The 21,184-nt window shown below is 40.2% G+C and carries 21 protein-coding genes; all 21 read right to left on the bottom strand.

Annotated features, from left to right (window positions below; translation table 11 throughout):
• Positions 1–66: 66 nt before the first annotated feature.
• Positions 67–327 carry a 30S ribosomal protein S17 gene (gene rpsQ / locus PERMA_RS05980; protein ID WP_012675982.1) on the bottom strand — a complete coding sequence of 87 codons (261 nt, stop codon included), beginning with the start codon at positions 325–327 and terminating at the stop codon, positions 67–69.
• On the bottom strand, positions 327–533 hold the full coding sequence (gene rpmC / locus PERMA_RS05975; RefSeq protein WP_012676438.1) for a 50S ribosomal protein L29: 207 nt from the start codon (positions 531–533) through the stop codon (positions 327–329). Before rpmC ends, rpsQ begins: the two co-directional genes overlap by 1 nt.
• A gap of 4 nt (positions 534–537) precedes the next feature.
• Positions 538–960, bottom strand: a complete 423-nt coding sequence (gene rplP, locus PERMA_RS05970; protein WP_012675351.1) for a 50S ribosomal protein L16 — start codon at positions 958–960, stop codon at positions 538–540.
• 22 nt (positions 961–982) lie between these two features.
• The gene (rpsC, locus tag PERMA_RS05965) at positions 983–1,666 is read right to left on the bottom strand and encodes a 30S ribosomal protein S3 (protein ID WP_012676873.1); all 684 of its coding nucleotides are present in this window, start codon (positions 1,664–1,666) and stop codon (positions 983–985) included.
• Positions 1,667–1,678: 12 nt separating this feature from the next.
• Positions 1,679–2,029, bottom strand: coding sequence for a 50S ribosomal protein L22 (gene rplV, locus PERMA_RS05960; RefSeq protein WP_012675788.1), 351 nt, complete (start codon positions 2,027–2,029; stop codon positions 1,679–1,681).
• Positions 2,030–2,041: 12 nt separating this feature from the next.
• The gene (gene rpsS, locus PERMA_RS05955; RefSeq protein WP_012676261.1) at positions 2,042–2,341 is read right to left on the bottom strand and encodes a 30S ribosomal protein S19; all 300 of its coding nucleotides are present in this window, start codon (positions 2,339–2,341) and stop codon (positions 2,042–2,044) included.
• Between the two features lie 2 nt (positions 2,342–2,343).
• Entirely contained in the window at positions 2,344–3,168 is an 825-nt protein-coding gene (rplB, locus tag PERMA_RS05950) for a 50S ribosomal protein L2 (protein ID WP_015898992.1), read from the bottom strand.
• A gap of 13 nt (positions 3,169–3,181) precedes the next feature.
• Positions 3,182–3,481: a 50S ribosomal protein L23 gene (gene rplW / locus PERMA_RS05945; protein WP_012676306.1), complete on the bottom strand. Its 300-nt coding sequence runs from the start codon at positions 3,479–3,481 to the stop codon at positions 3,182–3,184.
• Positions 3,481–4,104 (bottom strand): 50S ribosomal protein L4, encoded by a 624-nt coding sequence (gene rplD / locus PERMA_RS05940; RefSeq protein ID WP_012675473.1) that lies wholly within the window; start codon positions 4,102–4,104, stop codon positions 3,481–3,483. Before rplD ends, rplW begins: the two co-directional genes overlap by 1 nt.
• A gap of 26 nt (positions 4,105–4,130) precedes the next feature.
• Positions 4,131–4,814, bottom strand: coding sequence for a 50S ribosomal protein L3 (gene rplC / locus PERMA_RS05935; RefSeq protein WP_012675480.1), 684 nt, complete (start codon positions 4,812–4,814; stop codon positions 4,131–4,133).
• Between the two features lie 18 nt (positions 4,815–4,832).
• Complete coding sequence (rpsJ, locus tag PERMA_RS05930; RefSeq protein ID WP_012676650.1) at positions 4,833–5,144, bottom strand: 30S ribosomal protein S10; 312 nt, start codon at positions 5,142–5,144, stop codon at positions 4,833–4,835.
• Between the two features lie 15 nt (positions 5,145–5,159).
• On the bottom strand, positions 5,160–6,350 hold the full coding sequence (gene tuf / locus PERMA_RS05925; RefSeq protein ID WP_012675691.1) for an elongation factor Tu: 1,191 nt from the start codon (positions 6,348–6,350) through the stop codon (positions 5,160–5,162).
• A gap of 32 nt (positions 6,351–6,382) precedes the next feature.
• A complete protein-coding gene (gene fusA / locus PERMA_RS05920) occupies positions 6,383–8,467 on the bottom strand; it encodes an elongation factor G (protein ID WP_015898979.1) in 2,085 nt (694 codons plus the stop codon).
• Positions 8,468–8,534: 67 nt separating this feature from the next.
• Complete coding sequence (gene rpsG, locus PERMA_RS05915) at positions 8,535–9,014, bottom strand: 30S ribosomal protein S7 (RefSeq protein WP_012676446.1); 480 nt, start codon at positions 9,012–9,014, stop codon at positions 8,535–8,537.
• Between the two features lie 19 nt (positions 9,015–9,033).
• Positions 9,034–9,411 (bottom strand): 30S ribosomal protein S12, encoded by a 378-nt coding sequence (gene rpsL, locus PERMA_RS05910; protein ID WP_012675359.1) that lies wholly within the window; start codon positions 9,409–9,411, stop codon positions 9,034–9,036.
• Between the two features lie 207 nt (positions 9,412–9,618).
• The gene (gene rpoC, locus PERMA_RS05905; protein ID WP_041531084.1) at positions 9,619–14,349 is read right to left on the bottom strand and encodes a DNA-directed RNA polymerase subunit beta'; all 4,731 of its coding nucleotides are present in this window, start codon (positions 14,347–14,349) and stop codon (positions 9,619–9,621) included.
• A gap of 80 nt (positions 14,350–14,429) precedes the next feature.
• Positions 14,430–18,905, bottom strand: coding sequence for a DNA-directed RNA polymerase subunit beta (gene rpoB, locus PERMA_RS05900; RefSeq protein WP_012676100.1), 4,476 nt, complete (start codon positions 18,903–18,905; stop codon positions 14,430–14,432).
• A 124-nt stretch (positions 18,906–19,029) separates the two neighbouring features.
• Positions 19,030–19,413, bottom strand: a complete 384-nt coding sequence (gene rplL / locus PERMA_RS05895; RefSeq protein WP_012676785.1) for a 50S ribosomal protein L7/L12 — start codon at positions 19,411–19,413, stop codon at positions 19,030–19,032.
• 38 nt (positions 19,414–19,451) lie between these two features.
• On the bottom strand, positions 19,452–19,997 hold the full coding sequence (gene rplJ, locus PERMA_RS05890; RefSeq protein WP_012675829.1) for a 50S ribosomal protein L10: 546 nt from the start codon (positions 19,995–19,997) through the stop codon (positions 19,452–19,454).
• A gap of 16 nt (positions 19,998–20,013) precedes the next feature.
• The gene (rplA, locus tag PERMA_RS05885; RefSeq protein WP_012675317.1) at positions 20,014–20,742 is read right to left on the bottom strand and encodes a 50S ribosomal protein L1; all 729 of its coding nucleotides are present in this window, start codon (positions 20,740–20,742) and stop codon (positions 20,014–20,016) included.
• A gap of 2 nt (positions 20,743–20,744) precedes the next feature.
• The gene (rplK, locus tag PERMA_RS05880) at positions 20,745–21,182 is read right to left on the bottom strand and encodes a 50S ribosomal protein L11 (RefSeq protein ID WP_012676465.1); all 438 of its coding nucleotides are present in this window, start codon (positions 21,180–21,182) and stop codon (positions 20,745–20,747) included.
• Positions 21,183–21,184: the final 2 nt, after the last annotated feature.

Below are 21,184 nucleotides of genomic sequence, written 5' to 3'. Positions count from 1 at the left end.
ATAGGTTGTCCCCGAAAGCGAGGACAAAACAATATTTTATAATTTTTAGAAAGGAAAATCAATATATTACTTCTGTGGCAGTATTTCAATAACAACCCATCTTTTTAATTTAGATAAAGGTCTTGACTCTCTGATTCTTACAATATCACCTATCTTACATCTGTTCTCTTCATCATGGGCATAGAATTTTGTAGTTTTCTTAACCCTTTTCCCGTAAAGTGGATGTGGAACGTATCTCTCAACAGCAACAACAACGGTTTTATCCATCTTATCGCTTACAACCTTTCCAACAAACTCTTTTCTTCTTGATTTTACTTCCTGAGACATTACTCACCTCCAGCCTTTGACAGTTCTCTTTCTCTAAGGATAGTTAATATTCTTGCTATATCCCTTTTTGTTGCCTTTATCTCACTTGGCTTCTCAAGTCCGCCAACGGCATTCTGGAATCTTAGATTCATAAGTTTTTTCTTTAGCTCTGTAAGCTTATCCTTTAGCTCATCATCTGTTAACTTTCTAAGTTCTTCTGCTTTCATCGGCTTACACCTCTTCCCTTGCTTTTACAAGTCTTGTTTTTATTGGAAGTTTGTGTCCTGCTTTTCTGAATGCTTCAGCTGCAACCTCTTCAGGAACACCTGAAAGCTCAAAAAGTATATGTCCTGGTTTTACAACAGCTACAAAATGGTCAAGATCACCTTTCCCTTTACCCATTCTTGTTTCAGCAGGTTTTCTTGTAACAGGTTTATGAGGGAAAACCCTTATCCATACCTTCGCACCTTTTTTAGCTTCCCTTACTATAGCGATACGGGCAGACTCTATCTGTCTTGATGTCATCCAGCACGGCTCAAGTGCCTGAAGACCGTACTCACCAAACGCAACATAATTTCTACGGGAAGCTTTACCTTTCATTCTTCCCCTTTGCTGTTTTCTCCATTTTAACTTCTTTGGCTGTAAGAGAGACATCTATTTATCCTCCTTTAATTTTTTAGACTGTATGAAGTTCCTCTTCTATCTTCTTGAGAACTTCCTCTTTCTGCTCAGCAAGCTTGTCACCTTTGTATATCCAGACCTTAACACCTAATATCCCGTATTTTGTTGATGCTCTTGCTGTTCCGTAATCTATATCGGCTCTTATTGTTTGAAGTGGCATTCTTCCAGCCATAAACCATTCCTTTCTGGCAAGATCAACACCACCTATCCTTCCACCGACCTGAACCTTTATACCTTTTGCACCGGCTTTCATAGCGTTGTCTATAGCTCTCTTCATCGCTCTTCTGTGAGAAACCCTTCTCTCAAGCTGAAGGGCTATATCTTCAGCAACAAGCTTAGCATTAAGTTCTGGCTTTTTAACCTCATCAACATTTACTGTAACATCTTTTGCATTTGTAACAGCCTGGAGAACCTTGTTCAGCTCTTCAACCTCAGCCCCTTTTCTTCCGATAACAATACCTGGTTTTGAGGCCAATATCTTTATTCTTACCTTCTCTCCAAGTCTCTCTATTATTACATCAGCTATCCCTGCCTGCTTGTACCTTTCTTCAACAAACTTTCTTATTTTTACATCTTCATGTAAAAGCTGACCGTATTTTTTCTTATCTGCAAACCATTTTGATTTCCAGTCTTTTGTTACACCTAATCTAAATCCTATAGGATGTACTTTCTGACCCACTTTTATTCCTCCTTATTCCCTTTCAGCTAAGGTTATATAAATGTGTGAAAAACGTCTTTTGATCATTGTTGCCCTACCGTAAGCTCTGGGGATATACCTTTTGAGTATAGGTCCGTCTTCAGCTCTGATCTCTTTAATGTAAAGGTTATCAATATCCATATCCTTCTGCTCAGCATTTGAGATAGCACTTTTGAGAAGCTTCTCAACCATCCTTGCAGCTCTCTTATTAAGCCCCTGTAGTAAAGCAAGGGCAACTCCAACATCCTTTCCTCTGATCAGGTTAATAACCTGTCTCGCTTTTGTTGGGGAAGTTCTTGCATATCTTAAAACAGCTCTCGCCTCTTTCTTTGTAGCTTCTGCCATCTTTTTCACCTCTTATTTTTTCTTAACTGCTTTTGCTGATTTGTCAGGGTGCCCTCTAAATGTTCTTGTGAGGGAAAACTCACCGAGTTTATGTCCAACCATCTCAGGCTGGATATAAACAGGTATGAATTTCATACCGTTGTAAACAGCGATGGTATGTCCTACCATCTCTTCCGTTATTGTGCAGGCTCTATCCCATGTTTTTATAATCTTTCTTTCACCTGTTTCATTCATCTTTCTTATTTTCTTTAAAAGCTTCTCATTTACGTAAGGATTTTTAAACCTTTCGTTCCACTTCCCTTTGTATCCCATTACTATTTACCTCTACGTTTGATTATGAATTTATCAGAGTATTTAGCACCACGTCTTGTTTTGTAACCTTTTGTAGGCTGACCCCATGGTGAAACTGGATGTTTACCAAATGTTTTTCCTTCACCACCACCGTGTGGGTGATCAACAGGGTTCATAGCTGTACCTCTAACCGTTGGTCTTATTCCGAGCCATCTTGCTCTACCTGCCTTTCCGAGTTTTATAAGCTCGTGCTCTGCAAGACCAACAGTTCCAACTGTTGCCATACATTTTTTATGGATCAGCCTTATCTCACCTGATGGAAGTCTTACCTGAACGTAATCTCCCTGTCTACCAAGTATCTGTGCAGACATACCAGCTGCTCTAACAAGCTGTCCACCTTTTCCAGGTGTGAGCTCAATATTGTGTATAAATGTACCAACAGGTATGTTTTCAAGTGGAAGTGCGTTTCCTACCTTTATCTCTGCATCAGGTCCAGCAACAACAGTGTCGCCAACCTTAAGACCCTCAGGCCATATTATGTACCTTTTCTCACCATCAGCATAATGGAGTAATGCTATTCTTGCTGATCTGTTAGGATCGTATTCTATTGCCGCTACCTTCGCAGGAACACCCCATTTGTCCCTTTTGAAATCTATAATTCTGTAGAGTCTTTTGTGTCCGCCACCTTTATGTCTTACAGTTATTCTTCCCTGATTGTTTCTTCCAGCCTTTTTCTTTAAAGGCTCTGTAAGTGATTTCTCAGGCTCTTTCTTTGTTATCTCAGAAAAATCGTAAAGTATCGCATGTCTTGTTCCATTTGTAACAGGCTTTAACTTTCTAACACCCATTTTTATTTCACCTCTATATTAATTCTGCTATATTTATTGGTTTTTCTGATTCTATCTTCACGATAGCTTTCTTCCATTTTTTTGTAAATCCTGGCTTACCAAAACCTACCCTTTTTGGTTTTGGCTTGACTATAACAGTTCTTACCTCTTTAACCTTTACGCCGAAAACCTCTTCAACAGCCTTTCTGATCTCTATCTTGTTAGCATCAAGTGGAACCTCAAAAACAAGCTTGTTCTCCTTCTCATTCTGAGCAACAGCCTTCTCAGTAAGCACAGGACGTATCAGTATATCGTATGGGGTTCTTGTGCTCATCATCCTAACCTCTCATTGATTTTTTCAACTGCCGATTTTGTTACGAGAACATGATCAGCGTTAAGAATATCGTATGTGTTCAGACCTTCAACAAGAAGTACTTTTGCCTTTGGAAGATTTCTGAAAGATTTTATAACATTCATATCCTTTTCAGCTAAAACGAGAAGAACCTTCGCCTTATCAAGATCAAAATTCTTAAGAACCTCTATAGCTTTCTTTGTTTTAGGCTCATCAAATGTAAAGTCCTCAATCACTGTAAGCTCACCATCTCTGAGCTTCATTGAGAGGACTCCTTTAAGAGCCTTCTTTCTTACCTTTTTAGGAAGAGCGTAGTAGTAATCCCTTGGGTGTGGTCCGTGAACAACACCACCACCTACAAATATGTTAGCCTTCCTGTCTCCATGTCTTGCGTTACCAGTTCCTTTCTGAGGAAGTATCTTCCTTCTTGAACCTCTAACTTCGGCTCTTGTTTTTGTGCTTGCAGTTCCTGCCCTTCTTGAGGCAAGCTGCCACTTTATAACTTCCCATACTGTGTGTTCTTTAACCTCAGTATTGAATACAGCATCACTCAGCTGAACAGTTCCTACATTCTCCTTCTTTATATTAACTACATTGGCTTCCATTTACTCTTACCTCTTTGAATTTTGATTTAAGAAGCATAAACAGCTTTAGCTCTTTCTAATTTTCTTTTTCCTTTTCTTCTGTGAATGATCACAGACTCTTTTAATTTAACTACTGATTTTGGAGCTCCTGGAACTGAGCCCTTAACAAGTATGATATTTTTCTCAGGGATTATATCAACAACCTCAAGTCCCTGAACTGTTATTGTTTCATTTCCGTAATGTCCTGCCATTCTCTTTGTTTTCCATACTCTACCTGGATCTGAACATGCACCTATAGAACCTACAGCTCTGTGGTATCTTGAACCGTGAGACTTTTTAAATCCTGAGAAATCCCATCTTTTCATCGCTGATGCAAAACCTCTTCCCTTAGAGGTTCCTGTAACATCAACAAGATCTCCCTTCTCAAAAACATCCTCAACCTTAACTTCCTGTCCCGGCTCAGGCTGTTCACCCTCTTTAAGTGGGAACTCAGCAAGATGTCTTAAAGGCTTAAGTCCAGCCTTTTTAAATATGGCAAGCATAGGTTTTGGTGTTCTCTTCTCTTTCTTCTCTCCTGTTCCTAAAACAACAGCAGAGTATCCATCCTTGTCTTCAGTTCTTATGTTAACAACATAGTTAGGCTCAACCTGTATAACCGTTACAGGTATTGCTTTTCCATCTTTGAAAACCCTTGTCATTCCTATCTTTTTACCGATAATGCCCTTTGGCATGGTTCTCACTCCTTCTCATTAACTTAGTTTTATTTCTACATCAACACCTGCTGGCAGGCTGATATCCATCAGTGCTTCTATAGTCTGTGGTGTTGCATTCTCAATATCTATCAGTCTCTTGTGTATTCTCATCTCAAAATGTTCCCTTGACTGCTCAAACTTGTGTGGCGATCTGAGAACACACCACACCTTTCTCTGTGTAGGAAGTGGGATGGGGCCCTTTATGACCCCACCACTTCTCTTAACAGTATCTATTATCTGCTTAACAGACTGGTCTAAAACTTTATGATCAAAAGCTTTCAGTTTAATTCTTATCTTTTCCTGAACCATTCCTTACCACCTCAATTATTCAATTATTTGAGTAACAACACCAGCACCAACAGTTCTACCACCTTCCCTGATGGCAAATCTCATCTGCTCCTCTATAGCTACTGGCTCCATTAACTCTACTGTTAACTCTACGTTGTCCCCTGGCATTACCATCTCCTGCCCTTCTGGTAACTCTACTACCGTTCCTGTTATATCTGCTGTCCTGATGTAAAACTGTGGTCTGTATCCAAGGAAGAATGGTGTGTGTCTTCCTCCTTCCTCTTTTGAAAGTATGTATACCTGTGCTTTGAACTTCTTGTGTGGTGTGATTGATCCCGGTGCAGCTAATACCTGCCCTCTCTCTACCTCATCCTTTCCTATTCCTCTTAATAACACTCCTACGTTGTCCCCTGCTACTGCCTCATCAAGTGTCTTCCTGAACATCTCTATACCTGTCACTACTGTCTTCCTGATCTCGTCTGATAACCCTACTATCTCTACCTCATCCCCTACTTTTAATGTTCCTCTCTCTACTCTTCCTGTAACAACTGTCCCCCTTCCTGATATCGTAAATACGTCCTCTATCGCCATTAAGAATGGTTTGTCTGTCGCTCTCTCTGGTGTCGGTATGTAGTTGTCCATAGCATCTAATAGCTCTTCTATTGATTTAACCCATTTCTCTTCGTCGTTCAGTGCCCCTAACGCTGAACCTCTGATCACTGGTACATCATCACCTGGAAACTCGTACTTGTTCAGTAGCTCTCTTACCTCTAGCTCTACAAGCTCTAATAGCTCCTCGTCATCTACCATGTCACATTTGTTTAAAAATACTACTATGTATGGAACGTTAACCTGTCTTGCTAATAACACGTGCTCCCTTGTCTGTGGCATTGGTCCGTCCGCTGCTGATACCACAAGTATCGCTCCGTCCATCTGTGCAGCACCTGTTATCATGTTCTTGATGTAGTCTGCGTGACCTGGACAGTCAACGTGTGCGTAGTGTCTCTTCTCTGTCTCGTACTCTACGTGTGTGATGTTGATCGTAATTCCTCTGTCTCTCTCTTCCGGTGCCTTATCAATCTCTCCGTACCCTATGAACTCTGCCAACCCTTTCTTTGATAGTACGTATGTTATAGCAGCTGTTAATGTCGTCTTTCCGTGGTCTACGTGTCCTATCGTTCCCACGTTTACGTGCTCTTTCTTCCTCTCAAACTTCTCTCTTGCCATTCTTTAATCTACCTCCTTAGATTTCTTAAAATTTAGCTTTCAGCTTTGGCTTTAGCGCCAGCTATCTCATCGGCGATATTTTTTGGAACCTCTTCGTACTTTTCAAATACCATTGAGAATGTAGCTCTTCCCTGTGTTAAAGATCTCAGATCTGTAGCATATCCAAACATCTCAGCAAGTGGAACTTCAGCCTTTATTGTCATTGTTGTTCCTTTCTTCTCAGAGCCAAGTATCTTTCCTCTTCTTTTAGAAAGGTCACCCATAACATCTCCCATGTACTCCTCAGGTGTGTCAACCTCAACAAGCATTATTGGCTCAAGGAGAACAGGGTTTGCCTTTTTGGCAGCCTCTCTGAATGCCATAGATCCAGCGATCTTAAATGCTATCTCAGAAGAGTCAACCTCGTGGAAAGATCCATCAAAAAGTGTAGCTTTAACACCTATCATAGGATATCCTGCAACAACACCGCTCTGCATTGCTTCCTGTATACCAGCATCAACAGCAGGTATAAACTCCTTAGGAATAACACCACCTACGATCTTATCAACAAACTCGTAATCCTTTTCTGCTAAAGGTTCTATCTCAATAATCGCATGACCGTACTGACCTCTACCACCAGACTGTCTGATAAACTTACCTTCACCAACAGCCTTCTTCTTGATAGTCTCTTTATAAGCAACCTGTGGCTTACCTACATTAACCTCAATTCCGTACTCCCTTTTCATTCTGTCAACCATGATCTCAAGGTGAAGCTCACCCATTCCGTGTATGAGAGTCTGGTTCGTTTCAGGATCAACTGTAACCTTAAATGTTGGGTCTTCTTTCATAAATTTATTTAAAACCTGTGATAGTTTTTCCTGGTCTGATTTTGTCTTTGGCTCAATAGCCATAGCTATAACAGGTTCTGGGAATTCCATAGACTCAAGAACTATAGGATGGTTTGGATCAGAAAGTGTATCACCTGTTACAGTATCAAGTCCTACAGCAGCTGCAATATCACCTGCGTGAACCTCTGTGATCTCTTCCCTCTGGTTAGCGTGCATTCTCAGTATTCTACCAACTCTGACCTTCTTATTTTTATTCGCTATTAAAATTGTGTCCCCTGCCTTTATAACACCTGAGTAAACTCTGAAGTATGTGAGCTGTCCTGCATAAGGATCTGCCATAACCTTAAATGCAAGGGCACAGAATGGCTCATTATCAGATGCGTGTCTCTCCTCTTCCTCACCTGTGTCAGGGTTAACACCTTTTACAGGTGGAACATCAACAGGTGATGGAAGGAAATCTATAACAGCATCAAGTAAAGGCTGAACACCTTTGTTTTTAAATGCTGATCCACAGAGCATTGGAACGAGCTCTCTACTTATAGTAGCCTTTCTTAAAGCCTTTTTAAGATCCTCAACTGAAAGTTCCTCACCTTCAAGATACTTTTCCATAAGCTCTTCATCTGTCTCAACGATAGCCTCTATCATCTTCTCACGCCACTCTTCAGCAACCGGGAGAACATCAGATGGTATATCATCAGTCACATCGTATTTAGCTCCGAGCTCATCTCCTCTCCAGATGTATGCCTTCATCTCAAAGAGATCAACAATACCTTCAAAGTTCTCCTCAGAACCTATAGGAACCTGTATAGGAACAGGCTTTGCACCTAATTTTTCAATAATGTCATCATAAACCTTGAAAAAGTCTGCTCCTGTTCTGTCCATCTTGTTTACAAATGCTATTCTTGGAACACCAAACTTGTCAGCCCATCTCCAGTTTGCCTCAGACTGTGGCTGAACAGCCTCAACAGAAGAGAAAACAAAAACGATACCGTCAAGAGCTTTCATAGATCTTACAACTTCAACACCAAAGTCAACGTGCCCTGGTGTGTCAATGATGTTAAGCTGGTATCCCTTCCAGTATGCCGCTGTTGTAGCGGATGTTATAGTGATACCTCTCTCTTTCTCCTGTTCCATCCAGTCCATAGTGGCTGCACCTTCGTGCACCTCACCTATCTTATATGTTTTACCTGTATAGAACAGGATTCTTTCTGTTGTTGTAGTCTTACCCGCATCAATATGGGCAACAATACCTATGTTTCTTAACTTTTCAATTGGCACTGGCCTTGCCATTCTCTTTTTTCCTCCAAAATTCTTTTGATTTTATTACCGGATTTTTATTAAAAAACTTTTTATTTAATTACCATCTGTAGTGGGCAAACGCTTTATTTGCCTCAGCCATTCTGTGTGTATCCTCTTTCTTCTTAACAGCTGCTCCTCTGTTGTTGTAAGCATCAAAAAGCTCATTTGTAAGCTTTTCAATCATTGTGTAGTTTCCTTTACCACTTCTGTTTCTTGCAGCCTCAACAAGCCATCTGAGTGCAAGTGATATCTGTCTTCTTGGTGGAACTTCCATAGGAACCTGGTAAGTTGATCCACCAACCCTTCTTGGTCTAACCTCAAGAACAGGTTTTATATTCTCTATAGCTTTATGAAGAGCTGTTAAAGGATCATCTCCCGTTTTTTCAGCTAAATTTTTCATTGCTGTATAAACTATCTTCTCAGCTTTTGATTTTTTCCCATCTTTCATCACTTTATTTATAAGCTTATGAACCAGAACATCCTTATAAACTGGATCTGGGCTTATCTCTCTTGGTTGTACAGGTCCTTTCCTTGGCATACTTCTTACCTCTTATCCTTTATTTTTCCTTAGGTCTTTTTGTTCCATATTTTGAACGTGACTGTTTTCTATCCTTAACACCTGCAGCATCAAGGGCACCTCTTATGATCTTGTATCTAACACCAGGTAGATCCTTAACCCTTCCACCTCTAACAAGAACAATTGAGTGCTCCTGAAGGTTGTGTCCTATACCTGGAATGTAGCATGTAACCTCGTATCCGTTAGAGAGTCTAACCCTGGCAACCTTTCTAAGAGCAGAGTTTGGCTTCTTAGGTGTTGTTGTATAAACCCTTACACAGACACCTCTCTTCTGAGGGTTTCCCTCTAAAGCAGGTGCTTTAGATTTCTTCTTAACCTTCTCTCTTCCCTTTCTTACAAGCTGGTTTATCGTTGGCACACTAATACCTCCTCTAAAATATAAAGACAAGCTAAAATTATAATAAATATTGGTTTTTAAGTCAAATACCGTTTCTTCCTATTTTTAAGCTGGGTTTTTACCCAAAGAATGAATATTTTATCACAGAATCAGGAAATCGGATAAAGAAATATATCCAATCTAAAAAATTTTTCCATATTTGAAAAAGGGGCTTAAAGCCCCTTTAGATCATTCTGATAACCTTTCTATCTCTTCCCTTGGAAGTATAGCCTCAACCTCAGCATACTGTTTTATACCTGTACCTGCTGGAACGATATTTCCAATAATAACGTTCTCTTTCAGCCCTTCAAGCTTATCCTCTTTTCCTTCAACGGCAGCATCAGCAAGAACCCTTGTTGTTTCCTGGAATGAGGCTGCAGAGATCCAGCTTCTTGTTGATAGAGAAGCCTTTGTTATACCAACTAAAACAGGTTCGGCCTTAGGTGGTTTTCCACCTTCCTCAGCTATTCTCTGTATCTCTTCCTCAAGATCTATTCTGTCAACGATCTCATTTAACAGGAATCTGCTGTCTCCCGGATCTACTATCTTAACCTTTCTCAGTATCTGTCTTATTATCACCTCAAAATGTTTGTCGTTAATATCAACACCCTGGAGTCTGTAAACCATCTGGACTTCTTTAACAAGGAATTTAGCAAGCTCCTCAGGTCCCATGATCTTCAGTATGTCGTGAGGGTTAGGTGTTCCGTCTGTAAGAGGATCACCGGCCTTAACAGTCTCTCCATCCTTAACGATTATGAACTTACCTTTTGCTATTGAGTACTCCCTCTGGAGACCTGTCTCTTTGTTGAACACGATAACCTTAACACCTTTTGATTTCAGTCTTACAATTCCTTCAAACTCAGCCTTTACAGATCCATCATCAGTTAGATGCTGTCCTTCCTGAACATGCTGACCGTTCTTAACTATAACAAGGGCATCCTTAGGAACATCGTAAGTTTCAGACTGTCCTGTTATAGGGTTGTAAACGATAATATCGTCAGCATCCTCGTATATTCTAACGATGCCATCTATCTCAGAAACAATAGCTCTGTTCTTAGGTTCTCTTGCCTCAAGAAGCTCCTCAACCCTTGGAAGACCACCAACAATATCCCTAACCTTAGCTGTCTCCTTAGGTATCTTGGCTATAATATCACCTTCATTCACCTTGAATCCTGCTTTCACCTCAAGGTAGTTGTGGTAAACATCTGCTTTTTCAGCTTCTGAACATGCAGGACATTTATCCCATTTTGTCTCAAGCTGATCCCTTGAGAGCATAAGTATAGTGTTTACAGGCAGGTCGTAAGCGTACTCCTTACCGTCATCTCCCTTAATTATCATCCTTGGTGTGTGCAGTACAGCATCCTTAGGTCTCATAAAGCTGATATCCATAATTGTTTTTCCTGTGATATTGTCCCTTTCTTCCCTTAATGTAACATCAAGTATGATATCTCTTAGCTCAAGAGTTCCTGATTTTTCTGCAATTATAGGAATTGAGAAAGGATCCCACTCAACAAGTGTATCTCCAGGCTTAACATCCTGTCCATCCTTAACTTTGAGAACACCACCGTAAGGAACAGGGAATCTCTCTTTTATCTTTCCTTCCTCATCAACTATCTTTATAGCTCCATCCCTGTTAATAACGAGAACCTTACCTTCTTTGTCTGTAACGGTTTTCACATTAAGTAACTTAACCTTTCCTTCAACAGATGCTTCATGTTTTGTCTGAACAGCTTTAGCAGTTGCTGCACCACCTATATGGAATGTTCTCATTGTAAGCTGAGTTCCAGGCTCACCGATAGACTGGGCAGCTATAATACCAACAGCCTCACCTATATCAACAAGCTTTTTCTGTGAAAGATCCCTTCCGTAACATTTAGCACATACTCCTCTCTTCTGTTCACATGTGAGAACTGATCTTATCTTGACCTCCTCAATACCTGCATTCTCTATCTCCTGTGCCTTCTCCTCGTCTATCTCCTCACCTGCTGAGACTATAAGCTCCTCTGTGTATGGATCGTAAATATCCTCAGCTGCGTATCTTCCAAGTATTCTTTCTTTAAGAGGAACTACTATCTCACCACCTTCTATAACAGCAGAAACAACAAGACCGTTAAGTGTTCCACAGTCCTCATTCGTTATAACAACATCCTGGGCAACATCAACAAGTCTTCTTGTAAGGTATCCGGCAACAGCTGTTTTTAGAGCTGTATCTGCAAGACCTTTTCTTGCACCGTAAGTTGAAATAAAGTACTCAACTACAGTCAGACCTTCTCTGAAGTTTGATCTGATAGGTGTCTCAATAAACTCACCTGAGTGTTTTGCCATAAGACCACGCATACCTGCAAGCTGTCTTATCTGATCCCTGTTACCTCTCGCACCTGATAGTGCCATCATATATATAGGATTGAATGTTCCGGGGTACTCCTTACCATTCTCTACTCTTTTTGAGTTCTCTATCTCATCAAACATCATCTTAGTAACTTCATTTGTTGTCTGTGACCATATATCAATAACCTTGTTATGTCTCTCCCCTTTTGTGATGATTCCATCAACATACTGCTGCCATACCCTTTCTGCTTCTTTTTCAGCCTTTCTCACTATCTCCCATTTCTTAGACGGAACAACAAGATCATCTATAGCTATTGATATTCCAGCTCTTGCAGCATACTCAAAACCGAGTGCTTTCAGCCTATCAAGAGTGTCAACGGCTATCTCATTTCCAAACTGATCGTATATCTCTGAGATTATCTTTGAGATCTTTTTCTTATCAACAGTCTCATTTATAAATCTGTAACCTTCAGGGAATACTTTGTTGAATATAAGTCTTCCAACTGTTGTTTCTACAACCTTTCCATCCTTCTTAACCTTTATCTTAGCAAGAAGATCTACCTTCCCAAGCTCATATGCAAGTATTGCCTCATCCTCATCTGCAAAGTACTTTCCTTCTCCCTTAGCACCTTCAATTGCCTGTGTCATATAGTGAGCACCGAGGATAATATCCTGAGAAGGCATTGTTATAGGTTTTCCGTGAGCTGGAGAGAGAATGTTCTGTGTTGAAAGCATGAGTATGTAAGACTCTATCTGTGCTTCCACAGAAAGTGGAACGTGAACAGCCATCTGGTCTCCATCAAAGTCTGCATTAAATGGAGGACAGACAAGTGGATGGAGTTTTATAGCTTTTCCTTCAACAAGTTTTGGCTCAAACGCCTGAACTGACATTCTGTGAAGTGTCGGTGCTCTGTTAAGAAGAACCGGATGCTGCTTAACAACCTCTTCAAGACACTCCCATACCTCTGGAGCCTTTTCTTCAACCATTTTCTTGGCATTCTTTATAGATGTTGCGTAACCTTTCTCCTCAAGTCTTCTGTATATGAAAGGTTTGAAAAGCTCTAAAGCCATTATCTTTGGAAGACCACACTCATGCATCTGTAGATCTGGACCAACAACGATAACTGAACGTCCTGAGTAATCAACCCTTTTTCCGAGAAGGTTCTGTCTGAATCTTCCCTGTTTTCCTCTTAAAGAGTCTGAAAGTGATTTTAAAGGTCTGTTGTTCTGTGTTACTATTCTTCCCCTTCTTCCGTTATCAATAAGGGTATCAACAGCTTCCTGGAGCATTCTCTTTTCGTTTCTGATAATGATCTCTGGTGCATCAAGTTCTATAAGTCTTTTAAGCCTGTTATTTCTGTTTATAACTCTTCTGTAAAGATCGTTAAGGTCGGATGTTGCGAACCTTCCACCATCAAGAGGTATTAAAGGTCTTAGATCAGGTGGAATTACAGGTATAACATCAAGTATCATCCATTCAGGTCTGTTTCCTGACTTTATAAACCCTTCTATAAGTCTGAGCCTTCTTACAAGCTTTTTAAGTTTCTGTTCAGCAACTTCTTTAAGTATTGTCTGTCTTACACTTTCCTTTATAATATCAAAAACAGGTATGTCAGGATTTTTATCCCTGTAATCTCTGTAAAGTTTCTCTAAAGCACCTGGACCGCTGTCAACCTCAAAAGCCTCCTCACCAAGCTCCTCTCTGAGTCTTTCAACCTCTTCTCTGTGTATTAACTGTCCCTTCAGAAGTTCAGTATCTTTAGGATCTATAACAACAAAATACTCTTTTGTGAATATAGCATCTATCTCTTTATCTGTAGGAACAACCTCACCAAATCTGAAACCTACCTCGGCAAGTCTTCTTGCTATCTCGGAGATAACCTTTTTATACAGTCTTTCCTGTGTATTTTTAAACTCAGGCCCAAGCTCATCATAACCTACGGCATAGGATTTCATCTCCTTTCTGAGCTTGTGGGCATAAGCCTCAAGATCAAGTCTTGAGAGGATATCCTTTACCTTCTCAGCACCCATTCCGTACTCATACTTCTCTGAGTGCTCATACTCGTAAGCCTCTCTGAACTCCTCTTCAGATTTAACAAAAAGTTTTACGTACTTTGTTAAAGCTCCGTCCATGAGGGGGATTGTGTTTGGATCATTCTCAAATGCTTCCTCTTCCTCCTCATCAGGATGCTCAACAATAAGGTAAGACTCAAAGTATATAACCCTCTCTATATCCCTTGATGTAAGTCCAAGCAGATTTCCTATCTTTGAAGGTGTTGATTTAAGATACCAGATATGAGCAACCGGGGATGCAAGCTCAATATGCCCAAACCTCTCCCTTCTAACATCCGATCTTGTTACCTCAACACCACATCTATCACATATAGTTCCTTCGTATTTCTTCTTCTTGTACTTTCCACAGAGACATTCATAATCTTTAACAGGACCGAATATCTTTGCACAGAAAAGACCATCTTTTTCAGGCTTTAATGTTCTGTAGTTTAATGTTTCAGGTTTTTTAACCTCTCCATGAGACCACTCTCTTATCCTTTCTGGAGAGGCGAGAGTAAGTCTTATACTTTCAAATGGCATCAAGCCTTTTGCTTTGTTTTCTTCTATCAAGGTTGTAAACCTCCTTAAAAAAGTTTAAAAGGGAGATAGCTCTCCCTCAGTTAAAGCTCTTTCTTCTTGCTTTTAGAAACGATATCAACCTGATCACAGGCCTGTTTTTCGCCACCTTCCATATTACACTGGACATCAAGTGCAAGAGCTTTTAGCTCCCTAACGAGAACCTTAAATGATTCTGGAACACCTATATCGTAGTAATATCTACCTTTTACTATAGACTCATAAACCCTCTTTCTACCTTCTATATCATCAGACTTAACTGTGAGCATCTCCTGTAGTGTGTATGCCGCACCGTGAGCCTCAAGTGCCCAGACTTCCATCTCTCCGAATCTCTGTCCACCAAACTGGGCTCTACCACCAAGTGGCTGCTGTGTGATAAGTGAGTAAGGTCCTGTTGATCTTGCGTGTATCTTGTCATCAACCATATGAATAAGCTTGAGCATGTACATATAACCGGCTGTAACCTCAAGATCAAAAGGTTCACCTGTTCTACCATCTATAAGCTTCATCTTACCTGTCTCTTTGAAGCCTGCTTTCCTGAGCATTGTTTTTATATCTTCCTCTGTAGCTCCCTCGAAAACAGGTGTTCTAACAGGGATACCTATCTCACCGAGATCCTTAATGATAGCCTTCAATGTTTCATCATCAAGGGATTCAAGATACCTTCTAAGTTCCCTTATATCTTCCTCTCTGTATTTCTGTGCAAGCTCACCAGCTGTATCATTCGCTATCTCGTAGTACTCTATTATCTTGTCTATTAAAGCTTCTTTAGAGTTTAGCTTTTTCAGCTCCTCGTAAAGCTTCTGTCCTAACTTTTTAGCAGCGAGTCCAAGGTGTGTTTCAAGTATCTGACCAACGTTCATACGTGATGGAACACCAAGTGGGTTGAGTACTATATCAACAGGAGTTCCATCTTCCATAAACGGCATATCTTCCTCTGGAAGAACAACGGATATAACACCTTTGTTTCCGTGTCTTCCGGCCATCTTATCACCGACCTGTATCTTTCTCTTCTGCGCTATATAGACCTTAACAAGCTCGTTTACACCAGGTTTCAGGTCTGATCCTTTCTGGACAGCAGCCTTCTGCTTCTCGTAGATATTCTCCCAGAGCTCTATCTGAAGTTTTGCCTTTGATACGATCTTCTCAACGTCCTCAGCAACCTTTTTATCTGAAAGGAATCCTGATGGGTTTACAACGATAAATCTGAGTATAGCATCTACAGTTTTTTCTGTTATCTCCTCACCTTTCTTAACAACAACCTTACCTGCAACCTTAATATCCCTTGGAACCTTCTGACCTATTATAAGCTCTTTTACAAGCTCATCCCTTCTAGCCTGAATAAATCTTTTCTTCTCCTCAAGCTCCTTCTCAAGTCTGTTTATCTCTTCCTCTGCAAGCTGTTTTAGGTATCTGTCCTCTTTTTTGCCTGTTTTCTTTCTAGCGAAAACCTGGACATCTATAACGATACCCTCAACACCTGCTGGAACCCTTAGAGAAGAGTCTTTTACCTCAGAAGCTTTCTCACCGAATATTGCAAGGAGAAGCTTCTCTTCAGGTGTAGGCTGTGTCTCACCTTTTGGTGTAACCTTTCCAACAAGTATATCTCCAGGTTTTACGTAAGCACCAACCCTTACAATTCCATGTTCATCAAGGTTTGCAAGAGCTTTTTCAGAAACACCAACTATATTTCTTGTTATCTCTTCAGACCCAAGTTTTGTCTCCCTTGCCTCACACTCAAACTCTTCTATATGAATGGATGTGAAAACATCATCTTTAACAAGTCTCTCAGATATTACGATAGCATCCTCAAAGTTGTATCCTCTCCATGGCATAAACGCAACAAGAACGTTCTTTCCGAGTGCAAGCTCTCCTCTGTATGTTGAAGTTCCATCAGCTATAATAGCACCTGCCTCAACCTTATCACCCCTTCTTACAAGTGGTCTCTGGTTCATACATGTTGCCTGGTTTGAGCCTTTAAACTTCATAAGCTCGTAAACATCAAGACCTATATCAAGTGGATCATCCTGATTTATCTCTTCAGGGTTAACCTTTATCACTATTCTGTTTCCTGAAACGGACTCAACAACACCACCTCTCTTTGCAACGACAGCAGCACCACTGTTTTTAGCAACGATCTTTTCCATTCCCGTTCCAACAAGAGGATACTCTGTTTTTAGAAGTGGAACGGCCTGACGCTGCATGTTTGATCCCATCAAAGCCCTGTTAGCATCGTCATGCTCAAGGAATGGGATCAGTGATGCTGAAACAGAAACAACCTGTTTCGGTGATACGTCCATATAATCAACTTCCTTAGGATCAACAAGACGTATATCACCTTTTGCCCTTGCAAGAACCCTCTCTGCGAGGAAGTTTCCTTCATCATCAACAGGAGCGTTAGCCTGTGCTATAACATACTTCTCTTCATCATAAGCTGCCAGATACTCTATCTCATTTGTCACTTTTCCATTTTTCACCTTTCTGTATGGAGAAACAAGAAATCCAAACTCATTTATTGTTGAGTAAACAGTCATAGATGATATAAGACCGATATTCTGACCTTCAGGTGTTTCAATTGGACAGACCCTTCCGTAATGTGTTGGATGAACGTCCCTGATCTCAAACTTTGCGCTATCCCTTGTTAAACCACCTGGACCAAGTGCGGAGAGTCTTCTTTTATGTGTGAGTTCAGCAAGTGGGTTTGCCTGATCCATAAACTGTGAAAGCTGTCCACCTTTAAGGAACTCAAGTATAGATCCTGTCACATATCTTGGATTTACAATATCAGCCGCTTTCAGGTTTGGATCTTCTATATCAACTGTGGCAACTCTGTCTCTGAAAGCCTTGTTCATTCTGACAAGACCGAGTCTTGCCTGATTTTCAAGAAGCTCACCTACAGGTCTTACCCTTCTATTTCCAAGATGTGCTATATCATCAAGCTCTTTCTTACCAAGTCTTATCTCAAGTAGATACTTGACTATAGCTATAACATCAGGGAGGAGGATAAATCTGGCCTCATCATCAAGGTACTGCTCTACCTTTATCTCCTCAAACTTTAACGTCTTAAGTTTCTCTATAACAGACTGATCTATCTTTGTTCCGGCTTTTAATGTTTCACCTTCAATCTCAACATCCTCACCAAGTGCAAGAGGTGGATACTTCTCAAGAAGTGTGTCAAGATCAAGGGGCTTTATAGTTTTAGGAATATCATGAACCTTGGCATTTATCTTAACTCTACCAACCTTAGACAGATCATATCTCTGGTGATCGTAGAAAACGCTGTTGAAAAGCTCATTCGCTCTCTTAAGGAAAGCTTTAGGATCCATAACAGCTGTGTCTGTTGGACGCATCTTTCTGTAAATATCAACCCTTGCTGCGTCCTGGAATGTGAACATAGCGTTTATCTGTGGCTCATCCTTCTTAAGTGTTTCAATTATGATATTTCCATAAGGTGATTTTCTGAATACAAGAGGTGATATCGCAACGATCTCCTCTATAGTTAACCTGTCATCTAAAAGATACTTTTCTAAGTTCTGAGGCTCAACAGCCTTTTCATGTCTTATTGTGACAGCATTACCCTTTTCATCCTGCTCTTCTACTGTGTATGTTATAAATATCTCATCATTCTCAAGCTCTTTAACAAGCTCATCTATGTTATAAACAACGCCTGTTTTCTCATCAATATACTCATTATCCTTTTTAACATACCTTTTAACATCTGAGTAGAAAGCTTTAAGTATTTTATAAGCAGAATCAAGACCGAAAGCCCTTAAGATAGTTGTTCCGAGTAGTTTTCTTCTGTCTATTCTCGCATTGAATATCTCAACATTTGTGGCATGTTCAAACTCAAGTCTTGAACCTTTCTCAGGAATGATGCTTCCCTTGTATATAATTCTTGTAAGGATATCCTTAGTTTTGTCCTCTTTTGCCTCAAAGAATATTCCTGAAGATCTGATAAGCTGTGATACTACAACCCTTTCACTACCATTTATGATGAAATAAGCTTTATCTGTAAGTAAAGGTATATCACCAAAGTAAACCTTATGCCTTTTAATCGTTTTTGGAGTTATCTCGCCTGTTGAAGGATCAACATGGTTAACTATAAGCTCAAGAAGAACTCTGAGGGGTGCACTGTATGTAAGCCCTTTGTATTTACATTCCTCTATACTGTTTTTCTCCTTGTATATCAGAACTCCACCACAGTTAGGACACGGTATCTCAGGCCCACCTACAACATCCTCTGGAAGAGGTTTTCTACATTTACCACACTCCCAGTCTCCTATCTCGTATGCAATATACCTGATCTCTATCTGTCCGTTTGGATCTTCAAAAGGAAAGGAAGTTCTGAATATGTTTTCAAGGCCTTTATTCTCCCTCTTATAAGGGTTTTTATTGAACTGTACAAAATCCTCAAAAGATTTCTTCTGAACGTGTAAAAGATCAGGTGGAGATATTACCTCTTTTCTTCTTGAGAGATTTTTTCTTAATGGATTGAAGGGTAAATGTTTGATATTTCTCATATTGCACCACCTTCTATGATATTGTTTATTTTAAAACTGTATTAAAATGAATAAAGGCAGACCATACCATAAAAGGTCTGCCTTCTTTAGCTAAATTGCCGGTATCTTTTTCCAGAATAGCAAATTACTTAACTTCGACAGTAGCACCTGCCTCTTCAAGTTTAGCTTTGAACTGTTCAGCTTCTTCCTTAGATACACCTTCTTTGATAGCTTTTGGAGCAGAATCAACGAGTTCTTTAGCTTCTTTAAGCCCAAGACCTGTGATCTCTCTAACAACTTTGATAACGTTGATCTTTTTATCTCCTGGGCTCTGGAGGATAACATCAAACTCAGTTTTTTCCTCTGCAGCAGCACCTGCAGCAGCACCACCTGCAGCTGGAGCAGCAGCTACCATAGCAGCAGCAGAAACTCCAAACTCTTCCTCTAATTCTTTAACGAGCTCAGCAAGCTCTAAAACAGTCATGTTTTTAATAGCTTCTTTGATCTCTTCCTTTGAGATTGTTGCCATAGTATTTAAACCTCCTTAAAATTTTTCAGTTTATTAGATTATCCCTGTTTTTCTTTCTCTTCTTTAATTGCGTTAAGTACCATAACAGCTTTCTGTGGTACAGCGTTAAGCACACGTACAAAGTTTGTTACAGGTGCCATCATAGTAGCGAACAGCTGTGCAAGAAGCTCCTCTCTGCTTGGTAGCGAAGCAAGAGCATCAATTCCTTCAGCAGAAACAAAGCTTCCCTCAACAAGACCTGCTTTAACCTTAGCTGCCTCATTTTCCTTTAAAAACTCTTTTAAGGCTTTTGCAGCTGCAACAACATCCTCGTATGCAAACACAACAGCAGATGGCCCTTTGAAAATATCAATTTTATCATAAAGCTCTGTTCCGTTGCAAGCCCTGTAAAGGATTGTGTTCTTTATAACCTTTATCTCTGCGTTGTTCTTCTTTATCTCTTTCCTGAAATCTGCCATCGCATTTGCATCAATACCTGTAAAATCAAATATGACCATAAGTTTTGCTTTATCTATTTTTTCCTTTATCTCCTCAACAAGCTGTTGTTTCTTTAATACCGATCTTCTCATAACTGCTTCTGACATTTTCTATTCCTCCAAACTATGCTGCTTTAGCTTCTAAGCTTCTTAGTATAGAAAGCACATCAAGTTTAACAGATGGGCTCATCGTTGTTTTCATAACCATATTCTTTATATACTGTCCTTTTAAACCGGAAGGTCTTAACTTCTGAACTGTCTCTATAACCTCAAGGGCGTTTTCAACGAGCTTGTTATTATCGAATGATATCTTACCTATAGGAACATGAAGGTTTCCAGTTTTATCAACCTTAAACTCTACTCTACCTTTTTTAGCTTCTGTAACGGCCTTTTTAACATCCTGTGTTACAGTTCCCACTTTAGGGTTAGGCATAAGTCCTCTTGGACCTAAAACTCTACCTAACTTTGCAACCTTAGGCATCATATCAGGTGTTGCTATAACAACATCAAAATCAAGCCAGTTCTCATTCAGTATTTTGTTTATCATATCCTCGCCACCAACATAGTCAGCACCAGCCTCCTCAGCTTCCTTAACTTTCTCACCCTGAGTTATGACGAGAACCTTAAGCTCTTTACCTAATCCGTGTGGGAGAACTACAGAACCTCTGACCATCTGATCAGCATACTTAGGATCTACCCCAAGTCTGAATATAAGCTCTACCGTCTCATCAAACTTTCTCTGGAGAACCTCTTCCATCTTCTTTAATGTCTCAACAGCCTCTTCAATAGAGTAAAGTTTATCTTTATCAACAAGCTCAAGAGCTTTCAGGTATTTCTTTCCTCTTTTTGCCATGGCTACGCCTCCAATCCTTCTACTTCAATACCCATTGAACGGGCTGTTCCGGCTATAATTCTCATAGCAGCCTCAATATCCTCAGTATTAAGATCCTTCATCTTGATCTCAGCTATCTCTCTTATCTGCTCCTTCGTTACCTTCCCAACCTTTTCCCTTTTTGGATCTGAAGCACCTTTTTTAATACCTGCAGCCTCTTTAAGCAGGTATGAAGCAGGTGGTGTCTTGAGAATGAAAGTAAATGATCTGTCAGCATAAACTGTGATCACAACCGGAACTACTGTTCCAGGTTTCATCTCAGCTGTAGCTGCATTAAAGCTTTTAACAAACTCCATTATATTCACACCATGCTGACCTAACGCAGGACCAACAGGTGGAGATGGAGAAGCCTGTTGAGCCGGTATCATCAGCTCAATCGTTCCTACAACCTTTTTAGCCATAA

It is taken from the genome of Persephonella marina EX-H1 (assembly GCF_000021565.1).
In the GTDB taxonomy this organism is placed as follows: domain Bacteria; phylum Aquificota; class Aquificia; order Aquificales; family Hydrogenothermaceae; genus Persephonella; species Persephonella marina.
This window is presented reverse-complemented; position numbering and strand designations above follow the sequence as displayed.

Coding starts and splice junctions, on each gene's coding strand:
- fusA (WP_015898979.1), bottom strand. CDS start 8,467: ATGGCAAGGCCAGTGCCAATTGAAAAGTTAAGAAACATAGGTATTGTT.
- rpoC (WP_041531084.1), bottom strand. CDS start 14,349: ATGCCATTTGAAAGTATAAGACTTACTCTCGCCTCTCCAGAAAGGATA.
- rplC (WP_012675480.1), bottom strand. CDS start 4,814: ATGCCAAAGGGCATTATCGGTAAAAAGATAGGAATGACAAGGGTTTTC.
- rplW (WP_012676306.1), bottom strand. CDS start 3,481: ATGAGCACAAGAACCCCATACGATATACTGATACGTCCTGTGCTTACT.
- rpsS (WP_012676261.1), bottom strand. CDS start 2,341: ATGGGATACAAAGGGAAGTGGAACGAAAGGTTTAAAAATCCTTACGTA.
- rplV (WP_012675788.1), bottom strand. CDS start 2,029: ATGGCAGAAGCTACAAAGAAAGAGGCGAGAGCTGTTTTAAGATATGCA.
- tuf (WP_012675691.1), bottom strand. CDS start 6,350: ATGGCAAGAGAGAAGTTTGAGAGGAAGAAAGAGCACGTAAACGTGGGA.
- rplP (WP_012675351.1), bottom strand. CDS start 960: ATGTCTCTCTTACAGCCAAAGAAGTTAAAATGGAGAAAACAGCAAAGG.
- rpoB (WP_012676100.1), bottom strand. CDS start 18,905: ATGAGAAATATCAAACATTTACCCTTCAATCCATTAAGAAAAAATCTC.
- rpmC (WP_012676438.1), bottom strand. CDS start 533: ATGAAAGCAGAAGAACTTAGAAAGTTAACAGATGATGAGCTAAAGGAT.
- rpsQ (WP_012675982.1), bottom strand. CDS start 327: ATGTCTCAGGAAGTAAAATCAAGAAGAAAAGAGTTTGTTGGAAAGGTT.
- rplA (WP_012675317.1), bottom strand. CDS start 20,742: ATGGCAAAAAGAGGAAAGAAATACCTGAAAGCTCTTGAGCTTGTTGAT.
- rplK (WP_012676465.1), bottom strand. CDS start 21,182: ATGGCTAAAAAGGTTGTAGGAACGATTGAGCTGATGATACCGGCTCAA.
- rplD (WP_012675473.1), bottom strand. CDS start 4,104: ATGGAAGCCAATGTAGTTAATATAAAGAAGGAGAATGTAGGAACTGTT.
- rpsG (WP_012676446.1), bottom strand. CDS start 9,014: ATGCCAAGGAAAGGACCTGTACAACCAAGAGAGATAAGCCCAGATCCA.
- rplB (WP_015898992.1), bottom strand. CDS start 3,168: ATGGGTGTTAGAAAGTTAAAGCCTGTTACAAATGGAACAAGACATGCG.
- rplL (WP_012676785.1), bottom strand. CDS start 19,413: ATGGCAACAATCTCAAAGGAAGAGATCAAAGAAGCTATTAAAAACATG.
- rpsJ (WP_012676650.1), bottom strand. CDS start 5,144: ATGGTTCAGGAAAAGATAAGAATTAAACTGAAAGCTTTTGATCATAAA.
- rplJ (WP_012675829.1), bottom strand. CDS start 19,997: ATGTCAGAAGCAGTTATGAGAAGATCGGTATTAAAGAAACAACAGCTT.